This window comes from Streptomyces sp. ISL-66, from assembly GCF_018614135.1.
GTDB lineage: Bacteria > Actinomycetota > Actinomycetes > Streptomycetales > Streptomycetaceae > Streptomyces.
This window is the reverse complement of sequence record NZ_JAGGOW010000057.1, coordinates 14,583-33,967: the sequence shown is the minus strand read 5'-3', so window position 1 is coordinate 33,967 and position 19,385 is coordinate 14,583. Positions and strand designations below refer to the sequence as shown.

The 19,385-nt window shown below is 72.8% G+C and carries 19 protein-coding genes and 1 pseudogene; 16 read left to right on the top strand and 4 right to left on the bottom strand.

The features are described from left to right. Nucleotides 1–16 precede the first annotated feature (16 nt). The 11 genes from J7E97_RS12360 (at nucleotide 17) to hypE (ending at nucleotide 9,771) form a co-directional block, all read left to right on the top strand. A complete protein-coding gene (locus J7E97_RS12360; RefSeq protein WP_251054347.1) occupies nucleotides 17–649 on the top strand; it encodes a DUF5947 family protein in 633 nt (210 codons plus the stop codon). After that, the gene (locus tag J7E97_RS12355; protein ID WP_215025816.1) at nucleotides 646–1,356 is read left to right on the top strand and encodes a DUF6084 family protein; all 711 of its coding nucleotides are present in this window, start codon (nucleotides 646–648) and stop codon (nucleotides 1,354–1,356) included. Before J7E97_RS12360 ends, J7E97_RS12355 begins: the two co-directional genes overlap by 4 nt. Further along, nucleotides 1,353–2,777 carry a hypothetical protein gene (locus J7E97_RS12350; RefSeq protein WP_215025814.1) on the top strand — a complete coding sequence of 475 codons (1,425 nt, stop codon included), beginning with the start codon at nucleotides 1,353–1,355 and terminating at the stop codon, nucleotides 2,775–2,777. Before J7E97_RS12355 ends, J7E97_RS12350 begins: the two co-directional genes overlap by 4 nt. Beyond that, a complete protein-coding gene (locus J7E97_RS12345) occupies nucleotides 2,774–3,358 on the top strand; it encodes a hydrogenase maturation protease (RefSeq protein WP_215025811.1) in 585 nt (194 codons plus the stop codon). Before J7E97_RS12350 ends, J7E97_RS12345 begins: the two co-directional genes overlap by 4 nt. Then, nucleotides 3,355–3,459, top strand: a complete 105-nt coding sequence (locus J7E97_RS36975) for a hypothetical protein (protein ID WP_374224140.1) — start codon at nucleotides 3,355–3,357, stop codon at nucleotides 3,457–3,459. The genes J7E97_RS12345 and J7E97_RS36975 overlap by 4 nt, the downstream gene beginning before the upstream one ends. Nucleotides 3,460–3,562: 103 nt before the next feature. After that, entirely contained in the window at nucleotides 3,563–4,012 is a 450-nt protein-coding gene (gene hypA, locus J7E97_RS12340) for a hydrogenase maturation nickel metallochaperone HypA (protein WP_215025808.1), read from the top strand. Then, nucleotides 3,991–4,800 (top strand): hydrogenase nickel incorporation protein HypB, encoded by an 810-nt coding sequence (hypB, locus tag J7E97_RS12335; protein ID WP_215025805.1) that lies wholly within the window; start codon nucleotides 3,991–3,993, stop codon nucleotides 4,798–4,800. Before hypA ends, hypB begins: the two co-directional genes overlap by 22 nt. Further along, nucleotides 4,800–7,211 carry a carbamoyltransferase HypF gene (hypF, locus tag J7E97_RS12330; RefSeq protein WP_215025801.1) on the top strand — a complete coding sequence of 804 codons (2,412 nt, stop codon included), beginning with the start codon at nucleotides 4,800–4,802 and terminating at the stop codon, nucleotides 7,209–7,211. Before hypB ends, hypF begins: the two co-directional genes overlap by 1 nt. Next, entirely contained in the window at nucleotides 7,180–7,554 is a 375-nt protein-coding gene (locus tag J7E97_RS12325; RefSeq protein ID WP_251054326.1) for a HypC/HybG/HupF family hydrogenase formation chaperone, read from the top strand. The genes hypF and J7E97_RS12325 overlap by 32 nt, the downstream gene beginning before the upstream one ends. Then, nucleotides 7,551–8,717 (top strand): hydrogenase formation protein HypD, encoded by a 1,167-nt coding sequence (gene hypD, locus J7E97_RS12320; protein WP_215025798.1) that lies wholly within the window; start codon nucleotides 7,551–7,553, stop codon nucleotides 8,715–8,717. Before J7E97_RS12325 ends, hypD begins: the two co-directional genes overlap by 4 nt. Further along, a complete protein-coding gene (gene hypE / locus J7E97_RS12315; RefSeq protein WP_215025795.1) occupies nucleotides 8,686–9,771 on the top strand; it encodes a hydrogenase expression/formation protein HypE in 1,086 nt (361 codons plus the stop codon). Before hypD ends, hypE begins: the two co-directional genes overlap by 32 nt. A 30-nt stretch (nucleotides 9,772–9,801) precedes the next feature. Here the strand turns inward: hypE and J7E97_RS12310 are convergent, their stop codons facing one another. Beyond that, complete coding sequence (locus J7E97_RS12310) at nucleotides 9,802–10,194, bottom strand: hypothetical protein (RefSeq protein ID WP_215025888.1); 393 nt, start codon at nucleotides 10,192–10,194, stop codon at nucleotides 9,802–9,804. 206 nt (nucleotides 10,195–10,400) lie between these two features. On the opposite strand from J7E97_RS12310, the gene J7E97_RS12305 reads away from it, so the two are divergent. Next, on the top strand, nucleotides 10,401–10,700 hold the full coding sequence (locus J7E97_RS12305) for a hypothetical protein (RefSeq protein WP_215025792.1): 300 nt from the start codon (nucleotides 10,401–10,403) through the stop codon (nucleotides 10,698–10,700). Nucleotides 10,701–11,089: 389 nt separating this feature from the next. Here the strand turns inward: J7E97_RS12305 and J7E97_RS35740 are convergent. Continuing rightward, a pseudogene (locus J7E97_RS35740) lies at nucleotides 11,090–11,508 on the bottom strand (transposase); the annotation flags it as partial. A 307-nt stretch (nucleotides 11,509–11,815) separates the two neighbouring features. Here J7E97_RS35740 and lanKC point away from each other — a divergent pair. From lanKC to J7E97_RS12285, 4 genes are all read left to right on the top strand, one after another. Continuing rightward, nucleotides 11,816–14,443: a class III lanthionine synthetase LanKC gene (gene lanKC, locus J7E97_RS12300; RefSeq protein ID WP_215025790.1), complete on the top strand. Its 2,628-nt coding sequence runs from the start codon at nucleotides 11,816–11,818 to the stop codon at nucleotides 14,441–14,443. A 1-nt stretch (nucleotide 14,444) separates the two neighbouring features. After that, nucleotides 14,445–14,579: a SapB/AmfS family lanthipeptide gene (locus J7E97_RS12295; protein ID WP_215025788.1), complete on the top strand. Its 135-nt coding sequence runs from the start codon at nucleotides 14,445–14,447 to the stop codon at nucleotides 14,577–14,579. Between the two features lie 67 nt (nucleotides 14,580–14,646). Beyond that, nucleotides 14,647–16,494, top strand: a complete 1,848-nt coding sequence (locus J7E97_RS12290; RefSeq protein ID WP_251054325.1) for an ABC transporter ATP-binding protein — start codon at nucleotides 14,647–14,649, stop codon at nucleotides 16,492–16,494. Beyond that, nucleotides 16,491–18,272, top strand: a complete 1,782-nt coding sequence (locus J7E97_RS12285; RefSeq protein ID WP_308346474.1) for an ABC transporter ATP-binding protein — start codon at nucleotides 16,491–16,493, stop codon at nucleotides 18,270–18,272. The genes J7E97_RS12290 and J7E97_RS12285 overlap by 4 nt, the downstream gene beginning before the upstream one ends. 34 nt (nucleotides 18,273–18,306) lie before the next feature. On the opposite strand, the gene J7E97_RS12280 is transcribed toward J7E97_RS12285, so the two are convergent. Together J7E97_RS12280 and J7E97_RS12275 are read right to left on the bottom strand one after the other, a co-directional pair. Further along, entirely contained in the window at nucleotides 18,307–18,915 is a 609-nt protein-coding gene (locus J7E97_RS12280) for a response regulator transcription factor (protein WP_215025784.1), read from the bottom strand. Between the two features lie 286 nt (nucleotides 18,916–19,201). After that, nucleotides 19,202–19,384: a hypothetical protein gene (locus J7E97_RS12275; protein WP_215025783.1), complete on the bottom strand. Its 183-nt coding sequence runs from the start codon at nucleotides 19,382–19,384 to the stop codon at nucleotides 19,202–19,204. Nucleotide 19,385: the final 1 nt, after the last annotated feature.

Genomic DNA, 19,385 nt, shown 5'->3' with positions numbered 1-19,385 from the left:
TCCCGGCCGGTCGAACCTGCCGGGCGGGCCGCGCGGTCTGCGCCGGTTCGCCGGTGCGCGCCCGCCCCGCCAGGAGACCTGCGAGCTGTGCGGGGTGGCGGTCGCCGAAGGCGCGCACCGCCACGTCGTGGAGACCGAGAAGCGGGCGCTGGTCTGCGCTTGCACCGCCTGCGCCCTGCTGTTCGACCGGCCCGGCGTGGCCACCGGCCGGTTTCGCGCCGTCCCGACCCGGTACCTCGCCGACCCTTCCCATCCGCTCGACGCCGGCGCCTGGGAGCTGCTCCAGATCCCGGTGGGCGTCGCCTTCTTCTTCCGCAACGCCGCCCTGGACCGCCTCGTCGCGCTCTACCCGAGCCCGGCCGGCGCCACCGAGAGCGAACTCGACCCCGAGACCTGGCAGGCCGTACTCGGCGCCGGGCGCCTCGCCGCGCTCCTGGAGCCCGACGTGGAGGCCCTGCTGCTGCGCCGTGAGCAGGGCCGGACCGACTGTTATCTGGTACCGATCGACATCTGCTACGAACTCGTCGGGCGGATGCGCCTGTTGTGGACGGGCTTCGACGGCGGGGCCGAGGCGCGAGCCGCACTCGAAGCCTTCTTCGCCGAGGTCGGGCGACGAGCCAGGATCCCGGCGGAGGCACCCGCGCCATGACGGACTTCGAGTTCACCTGCACCGGGGTCCGCGCCGACCCGTACGCCGCCGGGCCCACCCTGGTGTTCCGGCTGCGCGTCACGGCCGGCGGTACCCCCGCACCCGTCCGGGTGCACGCCCTGGCCCTGCGCTGTCAGCTGCGCATCGAACCGGCGCGGCGCGGCTACGGACCGGCCGAGGAGGCCGGCCTGGCCGACCTGTTCGGCGAACGCTCCCGGTGGGGCACCACCCTGCAACCCGTGCAGTTCGCGCAGGTCGCTCTCATGGTGCCCAGCTTCACCGGGGAGACCGAGGTCGACGTGGTCGTGCCGTGCACGTATGACATGGACATCGCGGCAAGCCGCTACTTCAGCACCCTGGAGGAGGGGGAAGCGCCGCTGCTGATGCTGTTCTCCGGCACCGCCTTCACCGGGGCCGGCGGCTTTCACGTCGAGCCCGTGCCCTGGGACCGCGAGGCCTCGTACCGGATGCCCGTGGCGGTCTGGCGTGAGATGGTCGAGCAGCACTTCCCGGGCTGCGGCTGGCTGCGGCTGCCCCGCGACCTCATGGACGAGCTGCTCGCCTTCCGTTCGCGGCACGCCCTCGCCTCCTGGGAGGCGACCGTACGGACCCTCCTGGACGCGGCGGCCGAACCCCTGCCGGAGCCCGCGCCGCCCTTCCGGCTGGGCGCCGTCCTGCCGCGTGTCACGGAGAGGACGGCGCAGTGACGACGGCCACCGCACTGGAGTCCCGCTTCGCCCACGCCCGGCAGGTGGCCGACGCGGTGCTCTTCGAGGGATACGTGCTGTACCCCTACCGGGCTTCGGCGGCCAAGAACCGGCTGCGCTGGCAGTTCGGGGTGCTCGTGCCGCCGGCATGGGGCCGGGTGCAGGGCGAACACGCTTTCCAGCAGACCGAGATCCTGATGGAGCCCAAGGGCGACGCCACCCTCGCCGTGGAGCTGCGCTTCCTGCACGCGCGGCGCCGGGCCGTCGAGCGGGCGCTTCCTGACGGCTCCTTCGAAGGGGTCGCCGAACTACACCTCGACGACCGGGTCCTGGTGCCCTGGGATGAGGGGGCGGAGGAGCGGGTCGAACTGAGTCTGACCCTTGGAGAGTTGACCGAGGAGGGGGCCGTGTTTCCCTTCGAGCGTCCTGCCCGGGAGGACATCGAGACGGTCGCCGGCGCCGACGGGGAAGTCGTCGGCCGCTTGGTGCTGCGTACCGAACCCATTGAGGGGTGTGTGCGGCTGCGCGCCGTCGAACTCGACGGACCTTACCGGGTGTTGAAGCTCACCGCCGTGGTGGAGAACACAAACCCGTGGATCCCCGCGGCCGAGGACGATGACCGGGAGGCGGCACTACCCCGCTCACTCGTCGCGGCCCACCTCCTGCTGGGTCTGAGCGGCGGCTCCTTCCTGTCGATGACCGACCCGCCGGAGTGGGCCAAGGGAGCCGTCGCCGCCTGCGCCAACCGGCACACCTGGCCCGTCCTCGCGGGCGAGCCGGGCCGGGCGGACGTGGTGCTGTCCTCGCCGATCATCCTGGAGGATCATCCCGCCATCGCCCCCGAGAGCATCGGCGCGATGTACGACTCCACCGAGATCGACGAGATCCTCGCCTTGCGCACCGCGGCCCTGACCGATCAGGAGAAGCGCGAAGCGCGAGGCACGGACCCGCGGGCCGCCGCGGTGATCGACTTGGCGGAGTCGATGCCCCCCGAAGTGCTGGAGCGGCTGCACGGCGCCGTACGCGCACTGCGCGAGATCACCGGCCCGGACGGGACGGACGAGCCGGAGAGCCCCCTGGATGTCTTCGACGAGCAATCCGTGTTCAGACCCGAAACCCCATGGTGGGACCCGGCGCACAGGGATACCGCCGATCCCGCGCGGGACCGGGTCCTCGTCGACGGCGTAGCGGTGGGCGTCGGCAGCCGGGTGCTCCTACGTCCGGGCCTGCGGCGCTCCGATGCCCAGGACCTGTTCCTCCAGGGCCGTGCAGCCCTGGTCGAGGCGGTATTGCACGACGTGGACGGCGGCGTGCACCTCGCCGTCACCGTGGAGGGCGACCCCGGCGCGGACATCCGCCGGGAGCAGGGCCGCTTCCTCTACTTCCAGCCCGACGAACTCAGCCCCCTGGAGGACGCGTGAGCGGCTCCCGCACCCTCGTCGCGGGCATCGGCAACGTCTTCCTCGGCGACGACGGCTTCGGGGTGGAGACCGTGCGGCAGCTGTCCGCGCACGAACTCCCCGGGCACGTCGAAGTCGTGGACTTCGGAGTCCGCGGGGTGCACCTCGCCTACCAGCTCCTCGACGGCTACGACACCCTCGTCCTGGTGGACGCCACGGCCCGCGGCGGCGCCCCCGGCACGCTCTACCTCATCGAGCCCGACGGGCCGGACGAGCCCGGCCGCGTCACGCGGGGAGGGCCCGTGCTCGACGGCCACCAGATGTCCCCCGACGCGGTCCTGGCCCTCCTGGGCTCACTGTGCGAGGGCACTGGCTCCACCCCGCCCCGGCGGACCGTCGTGGTGGGGTGCGAGCCGGCCTCCGTCGAGGAGGGCATCGGGCTGAGCGAGCCGGTGGCCGCCGCGGTGCCGGAGGCCGTAGGGATGATCCTGGAGCTATTGCGGAACGGGCACACCGATCGCGCAGGACACGCCGATCACGCTGATGACACCGATCACGACATCGTGGCGGCCCCGGTCGCCGAGTTGAGGAGGACCCCGTGAAGAAGGCCGTCATCGGCGGCGCGGCCGCGGCCGCGCTCATCGCCGTTCTGAAGCAGATCCTCCCCGACGTCAGGCGCTACCTGCGCATGCGCCGCATGTGACGCACGACGGCCGAACGGCGTACGCGGTGCACGGCGCGTCGGCGTGCCCGACCGCACCGTCCCCGTCCTGCCGGTGTAATGAGCCCCGGCAGGACGGAGTCCGATGCACGAGATGTCGATCGCCATGGCCGTCGTGGGCCAGGTGGAGGAAGCCGCCGAGGGCGCCGGCGCGAGTGGCGTGACCGTAGTGCGCCTCCAAGTGGGGGAGTTGGCCGGCGTCGTCCCCGACGCCCTGGCCTTCTGCTTCGAACTGGCATGCGTCGGCACGGTCCTCGAAGGTGCCGAACTCGTCGTGGAGCCGGTGGCGGCCCGCGCGCACTGCTCCTCCTGCACGAGCGAGTGGGCGGTCGGCATTCCGCCCGCGCTGTGCTGTCCCGGATGCGGGAGCGCGGCACACGTTGAACTGCTCTCAGGCCGGGAGTTGCAGATCCTCAGCGTGACCTGGGAGGACGGCGACGACACCGGCGCCGCCCGGGACCCGGCCGAGGCCCCGTTCCGACCCGCGAACCCAACCCCGAGGAGCACCGAGCCATGTGCCGAGTGGTCGACCTGAAGCAGGCGGTACTCGCCAAGAACGACGCTGCCGCGCACACTCTGCGCCGCGAACTCACCGCTCGCGGCACGGTGACCGTCAACCTGCTATCCAGCCCGGGCAGCGGGAAGACGGCCTTGCTGGAGCGCGAGTTGCTCCTCGCCCGGGAGCGCGGCCTGTCCGTCGCCGCCCTCACGGCCGACCTGGCCACGGAGAACGACGCGGTACGGCTGGCGCGTTCGGGCGTACCCGTCAAACAGGTGCTCACCGACGGCCTCTGCCATCTGGAGGCCTCGATGCTCGGCCGGCACCTGGACGGCTGGCTGCCGGAGTCCACCCGGCTGCTCTTCGTGGAGAACGTGGGCAACCTCGTTTGCCCGGCCTCCTACGACCTGGGGGAGTCCCTGCGCGTCGTCCTGGCCTCGGTGACCGAGGGCGAGGACAAGCCGCTGAAGTACCCGACCGCCTTCGGGCTCGCCCAGCTCGTGGTGGTGACCAAGACCGACATCGCCGAAGCCGTCGAGTTCGACGAGGACGCCTTCCGTGCGCACGTCCAGCAGGTCAACCCCGGTGTGGAGGTGGTCCTGACCTCCGCACGCTCCGGCGAGGGCGTGGGGATCCTCCTCGACCGGGCGAACGCGGTCGCGGACGGCGCGAGCGCGCACGTGCCGGTCATGGCCGGGCAGGGGGCGGGCGGGAACACGCACACACACGGGCCCGCAGACAGCCACACCCACGCGCACGCGCACACCCATCCCGACTCCGGTCCCCAGGCGCAGGCACGCCCCGGCGCGGTGCAGACGCGTTGATGGAGGCGGTCCAGCGCCGCCGGGTCACCGTCCGCGGCGTGGTGCAGGGCGTCGGCTTCCGGCCCTACGTGTACACCCGCGCGACCGGGCTCGGACTGGCCGGCCACGTCACCAACACCGCCGAGGGAGTCGTCGCCGAGGTGGAGGGCACACCGGCGGCGGTCGCCGAGTTCTGCGACCGGCTCGCGGCCGACGCGCCCCCGCTCGCCGTCGTCGACGCCGTCGAACACCATCGGGTCCCGGCCGCGGGAGGCGCCGGTTTCCGCATCATCGCCTCCCTCGCGGGCGGAGCCGTCCGCACGCTGGTCTCCCCGGACACGGCGACCTGCGCCGACTGCCTCGCCGAGCTCGCGGACCCGGCCGACCGGCGCCACCGCCACCCCTTCATCACCTGCACGCACTGCGGGCCGCGCTTCACCATCGTCACCGGGCTGCCCTACGACCGGCCGAACACCACGATGGCCGGCTTCCCGATGTGCCCCGCGTGCGCCCGCGAGTACGCCGACCCGGCCGACCGCCGGTTCCATGCCCAGCCCGTCGCCTGCCCGGACTGCGGACCCCGACTGCGGTTGCTCGCTGGTACCCCGCCGCGCGAGACGGACGACGCCGACCCGGTGGCCGGGGCCCGGCGGCTGCTGGGTTCCGGGGCGATCCTCGCCGTGAAGGGGATCGGCGGATACCACCTCGCCTGCGACGCCTCCGATGCGGGCGCCGTCCGGGAACTGCGCCGCCGCAAGGCCCGCGGTGACAAGCCGTTCGCCCTGATGGCGCGTGACCCGGCCGCCGTCGAGGAGCTCGTCCACCTCGGGTCCGAGGAGCGGAGCCTGCTGACAGGGCGGGAGCGGCCCGTCGTCCTCCTGCGGCGCCGCGCGGGCGCCGCCGGTCCCGCCGACGGGGTCGCACCGGGCAGCCCCGACCTTGGGCTGATGCTCCCGTACAGCCCCGTGCACCATCTACTGCTCGGCCTGCCCGGTGACACGCCTGGACCCCGGCTGCTGGTCATGACCAGCGGAAACCTCACCGGTGAACCCATCGTTACCGACGACGCGGAGGCCCTGGAGCGGCTGGCCGGGCTAGCCGACGCCTGGCTGACGCATGACCGCCCGATCCACGTCCCCTGCGACGACTCGGTGGTGCGCGTCTGCGACGGAGCCCCGCTGACCGTGCGCCGCTCCCGGGGCTACGCCCCACTGCCGCTCGCGCTCCCGCTGCCCGTCCCCGCGACCCTCGCGGTCGGAGGGGACCTGAAGAACGCCTTCTGCCTCGGCCAGGAGCGCCGGGCCTGGCTCTCCGCCCACATCGGCGACATGGACGATCTGGCCACGCAGGACGCCTTCGAACGCGCCGAGCGGCAGCTGGAATCCGTCACCGGCGTCCCGCCCCGGCTGATCGCCGCCGACCGCCACCCCGGCTACCGCTCCGTGCTGTGGGCCGGGCGCCACGCGGGCGACCGGCCGGTGGTGCACGTACAGCACCATCACGCGCACATCGCGTCCACGATGGCCGAACACGGCCTGGACGGCAGCCGGCGCGTCATCGGCATCGCATTCGACGGAACCGGCTACGGGGACGACGGAGCCGTGTGGGGAGGCGAGTTCCTCCTCGCCGACTACCGCGGATACACCCGTTTCGCGCATCTCGCGTACGTCCCGCTTCCGGGCGGCGACGCCGCGGTGCGGCGACCGTACCGGATGGCCCTTTCGCACCTGTGGGCAGCGAACCTCGACTGGTCGCCGGAGCTGCCCTGCACGGCGGCGTGCCCGCCCGATGAACTGCGTGTGCTGAGAACCCAGTTGGACCGGAACCTCAACTGTGCTCCCACGTCCAGCATGGGGCGGCTCTTCGACGCGGTCTCCTCGCTGGCCGGAATCCGCCACCATGCGGGGTATGAGGCCCAGGCCGCGATCGAGCTGGAGTACGCCGCCCGTGCCGTGGGGGAGGATCGCGGGGACGAGGACGCTGACGGGCGGGGATACCGATTCGCCCTGCGGTTCCCCGCCCACGGCAGCGGGGACCCCGTCGTCGCCGATCCCGCGCCCCTGCTGGCCGCTGTCGTGGCCGACGTGCGTGCGGGTGCCGCGCCCCCGCTGATCGCGGCCCGCTTCCACTCCGGCGTCGCCGGGCTCGTCGCTGACCTGTGCGTCCTGGCGCGCGAACGGTACGGCCTGGAGTCCGCGGCGCTGACCGGCGGGGTCTTCGCCAACACCCTGCTGTCCTCGGCCTGCGCCCGGCGCCTGCGCGCACACGGCTTCACCGTGCTGCGGCACCACCGGGTGCCCCCGAACGACGGCGGCCTGGCACTCGGCCAGCTCATGGTCGCGGCCGCCACCACGGCCGCGGCCCGTACGACGGTAGAACACCCACAGCGAGGAGAAGCCCATGTGCCTGGCAGTGCCCGGCAAGGTGATTGACATCGGAGAGCGGGACGGCACGCGCATGGCCACCGTCGACTTCGGCGGGGTGGTCAAGGAGGTGTGCCTGGAGTACCTGCCCGACCTCCAAGTCGGCGAGTACGCGATCGTCCACGTCGGCTTCGCGCTGCAGCGGCTGGACGAGGAGTCGGCGAAGCAGACCCTCGCGCTCTTTGCGGAACTCGGGATGCTCCAGGAGGAGTTCGGCGATCCGTGGGAGCAGGCCGCGGAGGCCGGCGGGGCGCCCTGGCCGTTCACCGACGAACCGGAGGAGAGCCCCGACCCGGCCCCCTCAACGGAGTCCACACTCGAGGTCGCGGCGCAGGAGGCGGCTCAGCAGTGAAGTACATTGACGAATTCCAGGACCCGGACCTCGCACGTCGGCTCCTCGACGACATCCACTCCACGGTGACCCGGCCCTGGGCGCTCATGGAGGTCTGCGGCGGCCAGACCCACACCATCATCCGGCACGGTATCGATCAACTCCTTCCGGACATGGTCGAATTGATTCATGGGCCCGGCTGTCCGGTCTGTGTCACCCCGCTGGAGGTCATCGACAAGGCCCTGGAGATCGCCTCCCGTCCCGATGTCATCTTCTGCTCCTTCGGTGACATGCTGCGCGTCCCCGGTACCGGCCGCGACCTTTTCCAGGTGCGCAGCGAGGGCGGCGATGTGCGAGTGGTCTACTCCCCGCTCGACGCCCTCAAGGTCGCGCAGCAGAATCCGCAGCGCGAGGTGGTGTTCTTCGGCATCGGCTTCGAAACCACCGCCCCTCCCAATGCCATGACGGTGTACCAGGCCAAGAAGCTCGGCATCCGTAACTTCAGCCTGCTGGTCTCCCACGTCCGTGTCCCCCCGGCCATCGAGGCGATCATGCAGTCGCCGAGCTGCCGGGTCCAGGCGTTCCTGGCCGCCGGGCACGTGTGCAGCGTGATGGGGACGGGGGAGTACCCGGACCTGGCCGCGCGCCACCGGGTCCCGATCGTGGTCACCGGCTTCGAGCCCCTGGACATCCTGGAGGGCGTACGCAGGGCGGTGCGCCAGCTTGAGCGCGGCGAGCACACCGTGGACAACGCCTACGCGCGCGCGGTGCGGCCGGAGGGGAACCCGGCCGCGCTCGCCATGCTGAGGGACGTCTTCGAGGTCACCGACCGCGCCTGGCGCGGTATCGGAGTGATCCCCGACAGCGGCTGGCGCCTGTCGCCCCGCTACCTGGAGTACGACGCCGAGCACCGCTTCTCGGTGACCGGCATCAACACCTGCGAACCGGCCGAGTGCCGCAGCGGCGAGGTGCTCCAGGGACTGCTGAAGCCACACGAGTGCGAGGCCTTTGGGACCACCTGCACCCCCCGCAACCCGCTCGGCGCCACCATGGTCTCCAGCGAGGGCGCGTGTGCCGCCTACTACCTCTACCGGCGCCTGGAGATCACCCCGGCCCGTACGGCCGCGCCCGCGAAGCGGGCCTGCGCCACCGATGCGCCCCTGGAGGCGAGCCCCGTTGTCTGACACGACCCTGGACGTCACCGGTTGGACCTGCCCCGCGCCCCTGCGCGACCGACCCCGGGTGGTGATGGGCCACGGCGGCGGCGGGGCACTCTCCGCCGAACTGGTCGAGCACCTCTTCGCGCCCGCCTTCGGCGGTGAAGTGCTCTCCCAGCTCGGCGACTCCGCGGCCGTCACCCTGGGCGGGGTCCGGCTCGCCTTCTCCACCGACTCCTACGTGGTACGCCCGCTGTTCTTCCCCGGCGGCAGCATCGGCGACCTCGCCGTCAACGGCACCGTCAACGACCTCGCCATGAGCGGAGCCCAAGCGGCCTACCTGTCCTGCGGGTTCATCCTCGAAGAGGGTGTGGAACTGTCCGTGGTGGCCCGGGTCGCACAAGACCTGGGCGACGCGGCCCGTACGGCCGGGGTCGAGGTGGCCACCGGCGACACCAAGGTCGTCGAGGCGGGCCACGGCGACGGGATCTACATCAACACCGCGGGCATCGGGATCATCCCTCAGGGCGTGGACCTGCGGCCCCAGCGGGTCGTCCCCGGCGACGTGGTGATCGTCAGCGGGGAGATCGGGCTCCACGGGGTGGCGATCATGAGCGTCCGCGAAGGCCTCGAATTCGGCGTGGACATCGAGAGCGACTGCGCACCGCTCGGGGGCCTCGTACGGGCCATGCTCGCTGTCACCCCCGACCTGCACGTCCTGCGCGACCCCACCCGGGGCGGACTGGCGGCCTCGCTCAACGAGATCGCGGCCGCGTCCGGCGCGGGCGTCGTCATTCAGGAGGGCCGGGTCCCGGTTCCCGCGCCAGTCGCCAACGCCTGCGCGATCCTCGGCCTCGATCCGCTCTACGTGGCCAACGAGGGCAAGCTCGTCGCGTTCGTACCCCGCGAGCACGCCGAGGCCGTACTCACCGCGATGCGCGCCCACCCGCTGGGCCGGCACGCCACGGTGATCGGCGAGGCGGTCGAGTCCCACCCGGGCTTGGTCGTGGCCCGTACCGGGCTCGGCGGCACCCGGGTGGTCGACCTGCCGATCGGGGAGCAACTACCGCGCATCTGCTGAGTGGCGTTTTTTGGGTGGGTGGGCGGGAGCCTACCTGCCCTTGCGGTGCTTACTGTGAGGCTCCTGCGGGTCCACTCCCGTCACGGCGGAGGCATCCCGGGTGCCGCTGGGTCGCTGGGAGCGGCCTCTAGGGCCGAGATCGTGCATGCCCTCGGCCTCGCCCTTCTTCGCGAGATCCTCGCCGCTGCGGCTGATGCTCTCGCCGGTACGTGCGCCGGTTCCCTTCGTCTCCTCCTTCGAGACCGTACGGCCCGGGCCGGCGTCCGGGGCATGCTCGTCCGGATGGAAAGAACGGCGTGCGCTCGGGTTGTCCTGCGTATGCGTGCTATCGACGTCCGGCGACCAGCCGTGCTGCTCGGTGCCTGGGTGCCGGCTCGGTCCCTCGCCGTGTGAGGGCTGGGACGGCTTCGGTTTCCTGGACATGAGGTGCCCTTCGATCAACATTCCCCGAGCACCCTCATACTGCCCCCTCCCAGGCGACCAGCCAACATTTCAGCCGTCTTCCGGTGCAACCCCGACCCGCTCCGCACGGCCGAGGCCGAGCTCCAGCGCGCCGCGCACCGGTACCAGGCAGCGCCGCGCCAGGATGGTGACTCCGAGGCCCAGCGCCCCGAGGGGAAGGAGATCAGATGATCACCACGGACATTCAGCACCGTGGCAGCTTGGTCCACAGTTGCTTCGAGGCCGTCTCACATCGGGAACAACTCGTGTGGCGAGCCGCCGCCGGGATGTACCGCCACCTCATTGGGCGGCAGCTCGAAGATGGGGCAGCCCTGACCAGCGTCGATGTGCGGATATCCGAGGACATCCCGGAAGAAGACGCGATCCCCCTCCGCATCCTGGCTGCAGACGATGACGTCCACTCCGTTGATCACGGCTGGATGAGCCAACCTGGGGCGCTGATGTGTGATGACACCGGTCGCTGGTAGACGCCACGAAACCCTCCGGGACCTGGCAGCCCGGGCGAGCGGCTGGCCGGGCAGCAGACGCCTGGTCTATATCGGGGCGCGCGGGAAGAGACACCGGATCCACGACGTCTGTCCAGACGAGTCCGATGCGCTGGGCAGTGGCTTCGCCCGTCCCCGCGAGATGAAGGGATGGCGGCCGACACAGCGGGGACTCTTCGAAGACCTGGACAAGGACCACTACTTCGGCTGAACAGCCGCACCGTCCGCCGGTCACGCGCGAACAGGGAGGCTCCCGGTCCGTAGCCGGTCGCACGTCTCAGCAGTCGAACCTTCCCCCGAAGTTGCCGTAGTTCTCGAATGTCGGGGTGGTCGTGGTGGTGTTTGTTCCGCTTCCCTGGGCGTTGGCCAGGTCGCCGGTGCCCGATCCTCGGACGATCCTCCAGGTTCCGCGCGGACCCCGACCTGCGAGTCGCGGGGGCGAGTCCGGCGTAGGCGGCGACGTGGCTGGGAAGGTGCTGCCGCCGCCGACCTCGATCAGGATGCGGGCACCGGTCATGACGCCGACTCCCGGCGTCGAGATCAGGGCCTTCGAAAAGGGTGGGCCTCCAGCACTTCCTCGATCCGCCCGGCCGGCAGCTTGCGCTGGTCAAGGAGTGACTAGCCGCCGCCGACCGGCCTTGCGGATCTGAGCCGGGGACCCGAACTTCTCCAACAGGGTGAGAACGGCCGGGTGCTGCAACCGCGGCCCCAGCACTCGCTCCAACGACGGATGGATCTGAGTCAGCAGGCCGTGCAGGCGGTTTGCGCCCCTGGTCGCTTCGCCGGCCATGTGAACCACTTCCAGGGGGCCTGCGGGGACGTCGGGTGTGGCCACAACGTAGAAGTCCGCTGTCCGTGGCATATGCGGCCGGTCATCACAATCAACCCCACCCGTCCGACCACCACACGGCCCGAACCGATTCCCTGAGATCCCCTTCTGGAGGGGATGGGCAAGCCCTGCCGGAATCGGAGCGGAAAGCGGATCGTGGTGACAAGTGACTCGTGCGTACTGCACACCCCGTCGGTGACAGCGGTGACTGTCGCCGCATCCGCGGGGCGTGACACGGTCGGGACTGCAACCGACCGAGGGAGCAGGTGTGAACAAGGGATACGCCGCCTTCTGCGACGCCGACCGGTGGTTCTACGACGCGCCGTACCGGCGGGCCGGTGAGGACTACCCGACCGCCCTCGCCCCCGTCCCGCCGGGATGGCGTTCCCACCGGAGCGGCGACTGGCTCGCGCTGCGTCCCGACGATGCCGAACTGCCCGCCCAGGGCTGGAAGATCCACGTCTCGGCCACGCTCGACAACGCCGAATCGCTGCTGACGACGGTGTACGAGTACTGCACCGCCCGACGCGTCGCCTTCAAGTTCGTCCCGAGCCGGTACCTGCTGCACCTGCGCAACGCCAAGTACGCGGACCGCGCGGCGAGCGGGAAGTTCATCACCGTCTACCCGGCCGACGAGCAGCAGTGCCGGCGGATCGCGGAGGACCTCGACGCCGCCCTGGCCGGCGCGGCCGGCCCGTACGTGCTCAGCGATCTGCGCTGGGGCGCCGGACCGGTCCACCTCCGCTACGGCAGCTTCACCCTGCGGCACTGCTACGACGAGCGCGGCGAGTTGGTCCCGGCGATCGAGGCCCCCGACGGACGGCTCGTACCGGACCGCCGGGGACCGGCCTTCCAGCCGCCCGAGTGGCTCGAACTGCCCGGGTTCCTGAAGCCGCACCTCGAAGCGCGCTCCGCGCTCACCCTGGCCGGCCTCCCCTTCACGGTGGAGCGGGCGCTGCACTTCTCCAACGGCGGGGGCGTCTACGTGGGCAAGGACACCCGTACCGGCGAGTCCGTCGTCCTCAAGGAGGCCCGGCCGTACGCGGGCCTCGCCGCCGACGGAGCCGATGCCGTGACCCGGCTGCACCGCGAGCAGGTCGCGCTGGAAAGGCTGGCGGGGCTGGACTGCGTCCCCGCGGTCCGCGGCAGGTTCACGGTCGGTGACCACCACTTCCTGGTGCTGGAACACCTCGCGGGCAAACCGCTCAACACCTACTTCGCCCGCCGCCACCCGCTGATCGAAGCGGACCCCGACCCGGCGGAGCTCGCCTCGTACACCGAGTGGGCCCTCACCATCCACCGGAAGGTCACCGAGGCCCTCGACGCCGTGCACGCCCGCGGCGTGGTCTTCAACGACCTCCACCTCTTCAACATCATGGTGGCCGACGACGAGACCGGCGACCCCTCCGTCTCACTGCTGGACTTCGAAGCCGCCGCGCACGTCGACGAGGGGCTGCGGCAGACCGTCGCCAACCCCGGCTTCGTCGCCCCGGCCGAGCGGCGCGGCTTCTCCGGCGACCGCTACGCCCTCGCCTGCCTGCGGCTCGCCCTCTTCCTCCCGTTGACCAGCCTGTTCGTCCTCGACCGGGCCAAGGCCGCCCATCTGGCGGCGGTCATCGCCGAACAGTTCCCCGTCCCACGGCAGTTCCTCGACGAAGCCGTCGAGGAGATCATGGCCGGAGTCCCGCAGCGCTCACCGGGCGGTCACCCGCCCGCGTCGGCCGTACCGTACCTGCCCGTCGAGCCGCGGGATTGGCCCGCCGCCCGTACGTCGATGACCGCCGCGCTGCGCGCGAGCGCCACCCCGGAGCGCGAGGACCGCTTCGTCCCGGGCGACATCGCCCAGTTCGCCACCGCCGGCGGAGGAATCGGCTTCGGCTACGGGATCGCCGGAGTGCTCCACGCCCTCGCCGAGACCGGCGGCGGACCCTGGCCCGAGGCGGAGGAATGGCTGCTCGACCGGACCGGGCAACCGCTGTCCGGCACCCCGCTCGGCTTCTACGACGGCCTGGCCGGCACGGCCTGGACCCTGCACCGGCTCGGACACCAGGGCCGGGCCCTCGACCTCGCCGAACAGCTGCTCCACCAGCCCTGGGAGAGCGCTGGCCCCGACCTGCACGGCGGACTCGCCGGCATCGGCCTGGCCCTGGACGCGCTCGGCACCGCCGGCGGCGAGGGCGAACTGCACACGGCGGCCCTGCGCTGCGCCGAGCTGCTCGCCCGCCCCGAGCACCGCCCCGCCCGCGGGGGCCTGCTGTACGGCGACTCCGGCCCCGCTCTGCTCTTCCTGCGGCTCTACGAACGCACCGGCGACAAGGAACTCCTGACCCAGGCCGCCCGGGCGCTCCACCGCGACCTCGACCGCTGCGTCACCAGTGCGTACGGCACCCTCCAGGTGAACGAGGGCTGGCGCACGATGCCGTACCTCGGCGAGGGCAGCGTCGGCATCGGCATGGTGATCGACGACTGGCTGGAGCACGGCCCGGACGAGCGCTTCGAACAGGCCCGGCGCGAGATCGTACGGGCGGCGCAGGCGACCTTCTACGCCCAGCCCGGGCTGATGCGCGGCGCCGCCGGGATGATCCTCCACCTGGCCCGGACCACGACGCCGGGCCCGGGGACGGGACCCGAGGCCGTCGCCCGCCAGATCGACGCACTGGCCCGGCACGCCGTGCCGTACCAGGGGCATCTGGCCTTCCCCGGCGAGCAGATGATGCGCCTGTCCATGGACCTCTCCACGGGCACGGCCGGCGCTCTCCTCGCCCTCGGCAGCGCGGCGCCCGGCGGGCGCGCGCACCTGCCGTTCCTCCCGCCGCTGCGCGAACGCGCGGCGGCCCCAGAGCCGGCCCCACCCGGGGCCGTGACCCATGGCACCACCCGACAGAAGAGGAACTGACATGACCCTTCTCGACCTGCAGTCGATGGAGACCCCGAAGGAAGAGACCGCGGAGGTCGGCATGACGGGCGGCGGAAGCCGGGCCAGCCTGCTGCTCTGCGGCGACAGCAGCCTGAGCATCACGACCTGTAACTGATCAGGTCACCTCGGGCCCGGGCGGTTCGCCGCCCGGGCCCGCACCACACCCCTGGAGGCATCCGCCGATGAGAGCCCCCGCCCCGGCGGCCGACACCGCGCAGCCGCAGGACGTCGCCCACGCCGCCGACCGGGCGCTCCGGGCAGCGGCCCGGCACAGTGGCGGGCGCACCGCCGCCGTCCTCGGCTGCGCGGTGGCGGCCGCCGGGGCGGCGCTCGCCGAACCCGCGGTCCTCGGCCACACCCTCGACCTGCTGCTCCGCCACGACCCGTCGGGCCCCGCCTGGACGGTGCTGTGCGCCGGGGTCATCGCGGCCGAAGTGGCACTGGACGCCGCCGCCGCGCGGCTGACCGGAGAGGTGGACGGCCGCTCCACCGCCCGGCTGCGCAGGCTCGGGCTCGCCCGGCTGCTGCGGACCGCCCCGCACCACGCGGCCGGCCACGCACCCGGCGAAACCGCCGCCCGGCTGACGGCCCACGCGGCCGAGGCCGGAAAGGTACCGGCCGCCGTCGCGCACGCCGTCGCAGCCCTGCTGGCGCCGCTCGGTGCGGTGGCCGCGCTCCTCCTCATCGACCTGTGGACGGCGCTCGCCTTCCTCGTGGGCGTTCCGCTGCTGGTGCTCCTGCTGCGGGCCTTCTCCCGCGACACCCTCACCAGCGTCGCCCGTTACCAGCAGGTGCAGCTCGCGACCGCCGGCCGCCTCGTCGAGGCGCTCGCCGGTGCCCGCACCATCGCCGCCGCCGGCAGTGCGGTCCGCGAACGTGCCCGGATCCTGGCGCAGTTGCCCGAGCTCGGCACCGAGGGGCGGCGCATGTGGCAGGTCTACGGCAGTACGACGGCCCGGTCGGCGGCCCTCATGCCGATGCTCTTCTACGCGGTGCTCGCCGTCGGCGGCATCCGTCTGTCGGCCGGGGCCATCGGAGTCGGTGAACTCCTCGCCGCGTCGAGGTACGCGGGCCTCGCGGCCGGAGTCGGCGCGGTGACCGGAGGGCTGGCGGCGGTGGCCCGCGGCCGGGCCGCCGCCCGGCGGACCGCCGCCCTGCTGGTCCTGCCGGTACTCGGCCACGGCCGGGCGGAGCTGCCGGAAGGCGGCCCCGGCACCTTGGAACTGCGCGACGTCCGGGTCGTTCGCGGCGGATCGACGGTCCTGCGCGACGTCAGCCTGGTGATCCCCGGCGGCACCACGGTGGCGGTGGTGGGCCGGTCGGGCGCCGGCAAGACCCTGTTCGCCGCCGTGGCCGGCCGGCTCACCGACCCCGACGCGGGCCGAGTGCTGCTGGACGGCGTACCCCTGCGGGAGGTGACCGCCGAAGCGCTGCGCCGCGAGGTCGGGTACGCCTTCGACCGGCCGGTGCTGCTCGGGGACACGGTCGGCGACGCGATCGGCTTCGGCGCAGGTCCGTACCCCGGCCGCGAAGCGGTCCGCGCCGCAGCCCGTGCCGCGGGCGCGGACGCGTTCGTACGGCGCCTGCCCCACGGCTTCGGCACGCGCCTCGCCGAAGCCCCGATGTCCGGCGGTGAGGTCCAACGCATCGGGCTGGCCAGGGCGTTCTGCCATGCGGGCCGGCTCCTCGTGCTGGACGACGCCACCTCCAGCCTCGACACCGTCACGGCCCGCGAGGTCGAGCGGGCGCTCGCCCGCGACGTGCGGCCCGGCACCCGGATCGTGGTCGCGCACCGCCTCTCGTCCGCCGTCCGCGCCGACCTCGTCGTATGGCTGGAGGACGGCCGGGTACGGGCGACCGGCACCCACGGCGAGCTGTGGCGCAACGACCCCGCCTATCGGGCGGTGTTCGCCGCGGACGCGAAGACGGGAGCCGGCGAGGAGGCGGCCGCGCGAGCCCCCGCGGTTGCGGAAGCGGACGACCACCGGCCGTCCGGGGGCAACCGGGGGAACCGGGAGGCGGCGCGGTGACCGAGGGCGAGACCTGGCGCCGGGTGGCCCCCGAGGCCCGGCGGTTCCTGCGCGGCCGCAAGGGCGCCCTGGGCCGGCTCGCGGCATGGTCGCTCCTGGAATCAGCGCACACCTTCCTCGGCGGCTACGGCGTGGCCCGCGCCCTCGACGACGGCTTCCTGGCCGGCCGTACCACCACCGGTCTCACCTGGCTGGCCGCGGCCGGAGCCGGAGCACTGCTCGGGGGATTCGCGCTGCGCGGTGTGTTCGCCGGACTCGCGGACCTCGTCGAGCCGCTGCGGGACGGCCTGGTGCGGCGGGCCGTGCGACAGGCACTGGACCGCGCGGTCGCCGACCCGGCGCGCGCGCCCGGCGCGGGCGCGGTGGCCCGGCTGACCCAGCAGACGGAAATGGCCCGGGACTCCTTCGCCGGGCTGGTCCTGACGACCCGTTCGTTCGTGTTCACCGCCGTGGGGGCCTTCGCGGGCATGGCGGCCCTGGCTCCCGTGCTGCTGCTGATCGTGCTGCCCCCGCTGCTGCTCGGCGCGGCCGCCTTCCTGGCGACGCTCCGCCCCATGGCGTCCGTACAACGCCGGTCGCTGGACACCGACGAGGCGCTGTCGGACCGGGTGGGGGCGGTCGGTGAGGGGCTGCGCGACATCGTCGCCTGCGGCGGACAGGCGGCGGCGCGGGCCCGGGTGGAGCCCTTCATAGCAGCCCAGGAGCGGCTGGCCCGCCGGCTCGCGCGCTGGACGGCCCTGCGCACCCTGGCGCTGGGCACGGCGGGCCGGCTGCCGGTGATCGCCCTGCTCGCCGCGACGCCCTGGCTGCTCGGACGCGGAATCACCGCCGGGACGCTGGCCGGGGGTCTCACGTACCTGGTGCAGGCCTTGCTTCCCGCACTGAGCACCCTGATGACGGCCGTGGGATCCGCCGGCACCCGCCTGCTGGTGGTCCTGGAGCGCTTCTGCGATCCGCCGCCGGCAGCCGAGGACAGCGGCAGCGGGGCGACGTCGGGGGCACCCGTACACATGCCCGTACACACCGGCCGGCGGACCGCCGCCGCGGTGGAACTCCGGGGCGTCAGCTTCGCCTACGGCCCCGGCGCGGCGCCCGTGCTCGACGCACTCGACCTGGTGGTGCGGCCGGGGGAGCACCTCGCCGTCGTCGGGCCGAGCGGCATCGGAAAGTCCACGCTCACCGCACTGCTCGCGGGAATGCTGTCACCCGGCGCGGGCACGGTCCTCGTCGCCGGCGCCGCCGCACGGCGGGAACCCGGTGCCGCGGGACCCGACCCGCGGCGGACCCTTCTGCCGCAGCAGGCCTACGTGTTCACCGGCACGGTACGGGACAATCTCACCCACCTGGCCGCCCGGCCGGGCGGCCCCGTCCCGGGGGACGCCCAGGTGCTGCGCGTCGTCGGCATCCTGGGACTGGAAGGCCTCGTGGAGCGGCTGGGCGGCCTGGACGCCCAGGTGTCCCCCCGGCTGCTGTCCCGGGGCGAGGGCCAGCACCTCGCCCTCGCCGCCGCCTACCTCTCGCCGGCCCCGCTGCTCCTGCTCGACGAGGCCACCTGCCACCTGGACCCCCGGACCGAGGAGCGTGCCGAACGGGCCCTCGCGGACCGGCCCGGCACCCTCGTCGTCGTGGCCCACCGCATCTCCTCCGCGGCCCGCGCCGACCGGGTCCTCGTCCTCGACGGGACGCGCGCCGTGTGCGGCACGCACGCGGACCTCCCGGCCGGATCACCCTTGTACCGCGATCTGGTGGGGGAGTGGAACCGGCCCGAGGACGGGTGACGCGGCGCCGTGACCGTCAGCGGTCGGCCGTGGATCAGACCCAGCCCTCCCGCCGGGATATCCGGATCGCGTCGATGAGATTGCGTGCGCCGGTCTTGCGGGTGGCCGCGGCCGTGTAGTTGCGCACCGTCCCGCTCGCCAGGTTCAGTGCGCGGGCGATCTCGGCGATGGAATCGCCCTCCGCGGCCCGGGCCAGCACGCTGAGTTCCCGGGGGCTCAGCGGTACGGGGTCGGCCTCCATGAAGGCGGAGGCCAGCGAGGCGTCGATGAACCGTTCCCCCGCGGCGACCTTCTGGACCGCCCGTACGAGCCGTTCCGGCGAGCCGTCCTTGTCGACGTAGCCGAGGGCCTGGGCCCGGAAGGCCCGGTGCAGCGAACCGGGCGCGCCAATCGAGGCGAGCACCAGTACCGAGGACGGGGACGCGAGGATCCGGCGGTCCTTGCGTCCGCCGTCGGCCAGAACGGCCGTCGCCCCCGGACAGTCGAGGTCGACGACCGTCACGTCCGGTCGTAAGGACTCGGCCTGGCGTACCGCGGTCCGCCAGCCCGCCGATGTGACGTCGAAGGACTCTTCGGATCTCAGAAGGGCGGCAAGTGCCGACCGGACCAGGCTGACGCTGTGCAGGACGAGGACCTTGGTCATCTTGCGCTCTCCTCGGTAGACGAACCAACGGCACCACACGGGTGCCCCGGTACGGGCCGATGGAACGTCACTGCGGGGGCGCGCGGGAGCGTACGGCCAGCTTGGCCGAGATACCCGAGTCGTCGCGCTCACCTTTGGCGGGTAACCCCCTTGAAGACCGGTGAAGACCGGACTTGTCCCGTCCAGTCCGGCGGCCCTGCCGGGATCAGACCTCGGGCCGGGCCACCGCTCACTCCGAGCACGGGCCGGAGCGGCCCTGTGGTGCTCGTGCCCCCGCTTGAAGATGTCAGCGCCTGCGGCCCCGTCCGCGGGACGCCCACCCGGTGCCGATGCCGGCGACGTGCAGCGCGAGCGCGGCGAGACCGATCAGCATGAAGTTGGTGGAGCTCAGTACGTCGTTGGTGGCTATGTCGGCCGCGTTGATCAGGAACGCGATGAAGAACAGCACTGCGGCGGTGATGCCGAGCATG

Bases quoted from the DNA above. Each gene is read 5' to 3' on its own strand.
- J7E97_RS12355 (WP_215025816.1), top strand. From the start codon at position 646: ATGACGGACTTCGAGTTCACCTGCACCGGGGTCCGCGCCGACCCGTAC.
- hypA (WP_215025808.1), top strand. From the start codon at position 3,563: ATGCACGAGATGTCGATCGCCATGGCCGTCGTGGGCCAGGTGGAGGAA.
- hypB (WP_215025805.1), top strand. From the start codon at position 3,991: ATGTGCCGAGTGGTCGACCTGAAGCAGGCGGTACTCGCCAAGAACGAC.
- hypF (WP_215025801.1), top strand. From the start codon at position 4,800: ATGGAGGCGGTCCAGCGCCGCCGGGTCACCGTCCGCGGCGTGGTGCAG.
- J7E97_RS12325 (WP_251054326.1), top strand. From the start codon at position 7,180: ATGTGCCTGGCAGTGCCCGGCAAGGTGATTGACATCGGAGAGCGGGAC.
- hypE (WP_215025795.1), top strand. From the start codon at position 8,686: ATGCGCCCCTGGAGGCGAGCCCCGTTGTCTGACACGACCCTGGACGTC.
- J7E97_RS12310 (WP_215025888.1), bottom strand. From the start codon at position 10,194: ATGTCCAGGAAACCGAAGCCGTCCCAGCCCTCACACGGCGAGGGACCG.
- J7E97_RS12305 (WP_215025792.1), top strand. From the start codon at position 10,401: ATGATCACCACGGACATTCAGCACCGTGGCAGCTTGGTCCACAGTTGC.
- J7E97_RS12295 (WP_215025788.1), top strand. From the start codon at position 14,445: ATGACCCTTCTCGACCTGCAGTCGATGGAGACCCCGAAGGAAGAGACC.
- J7E97_RS12290 (WP_251054325.1), top strand. From the start codon at position 14,647: ATGAGAGCCCCCGCCCCGGCGGCCGACACCGCGCAGCCGCAGGACGTC.
- J7E97_RS12280 (WP_215025784.1), bottom strand. From the start codon at position 18,915: ATGACCAAGGTCCTCGTCCTGCACAGCGTCAGCCTGGTCCGGTCGGCA.
- J7E97_RS12275 (WP_215025783.1), bottom strand. From the start codon at position 19,384: ATGCTCGGCATCACCGCCGCAGTGCTGTTCTTCATCGCGTTCCTGATC.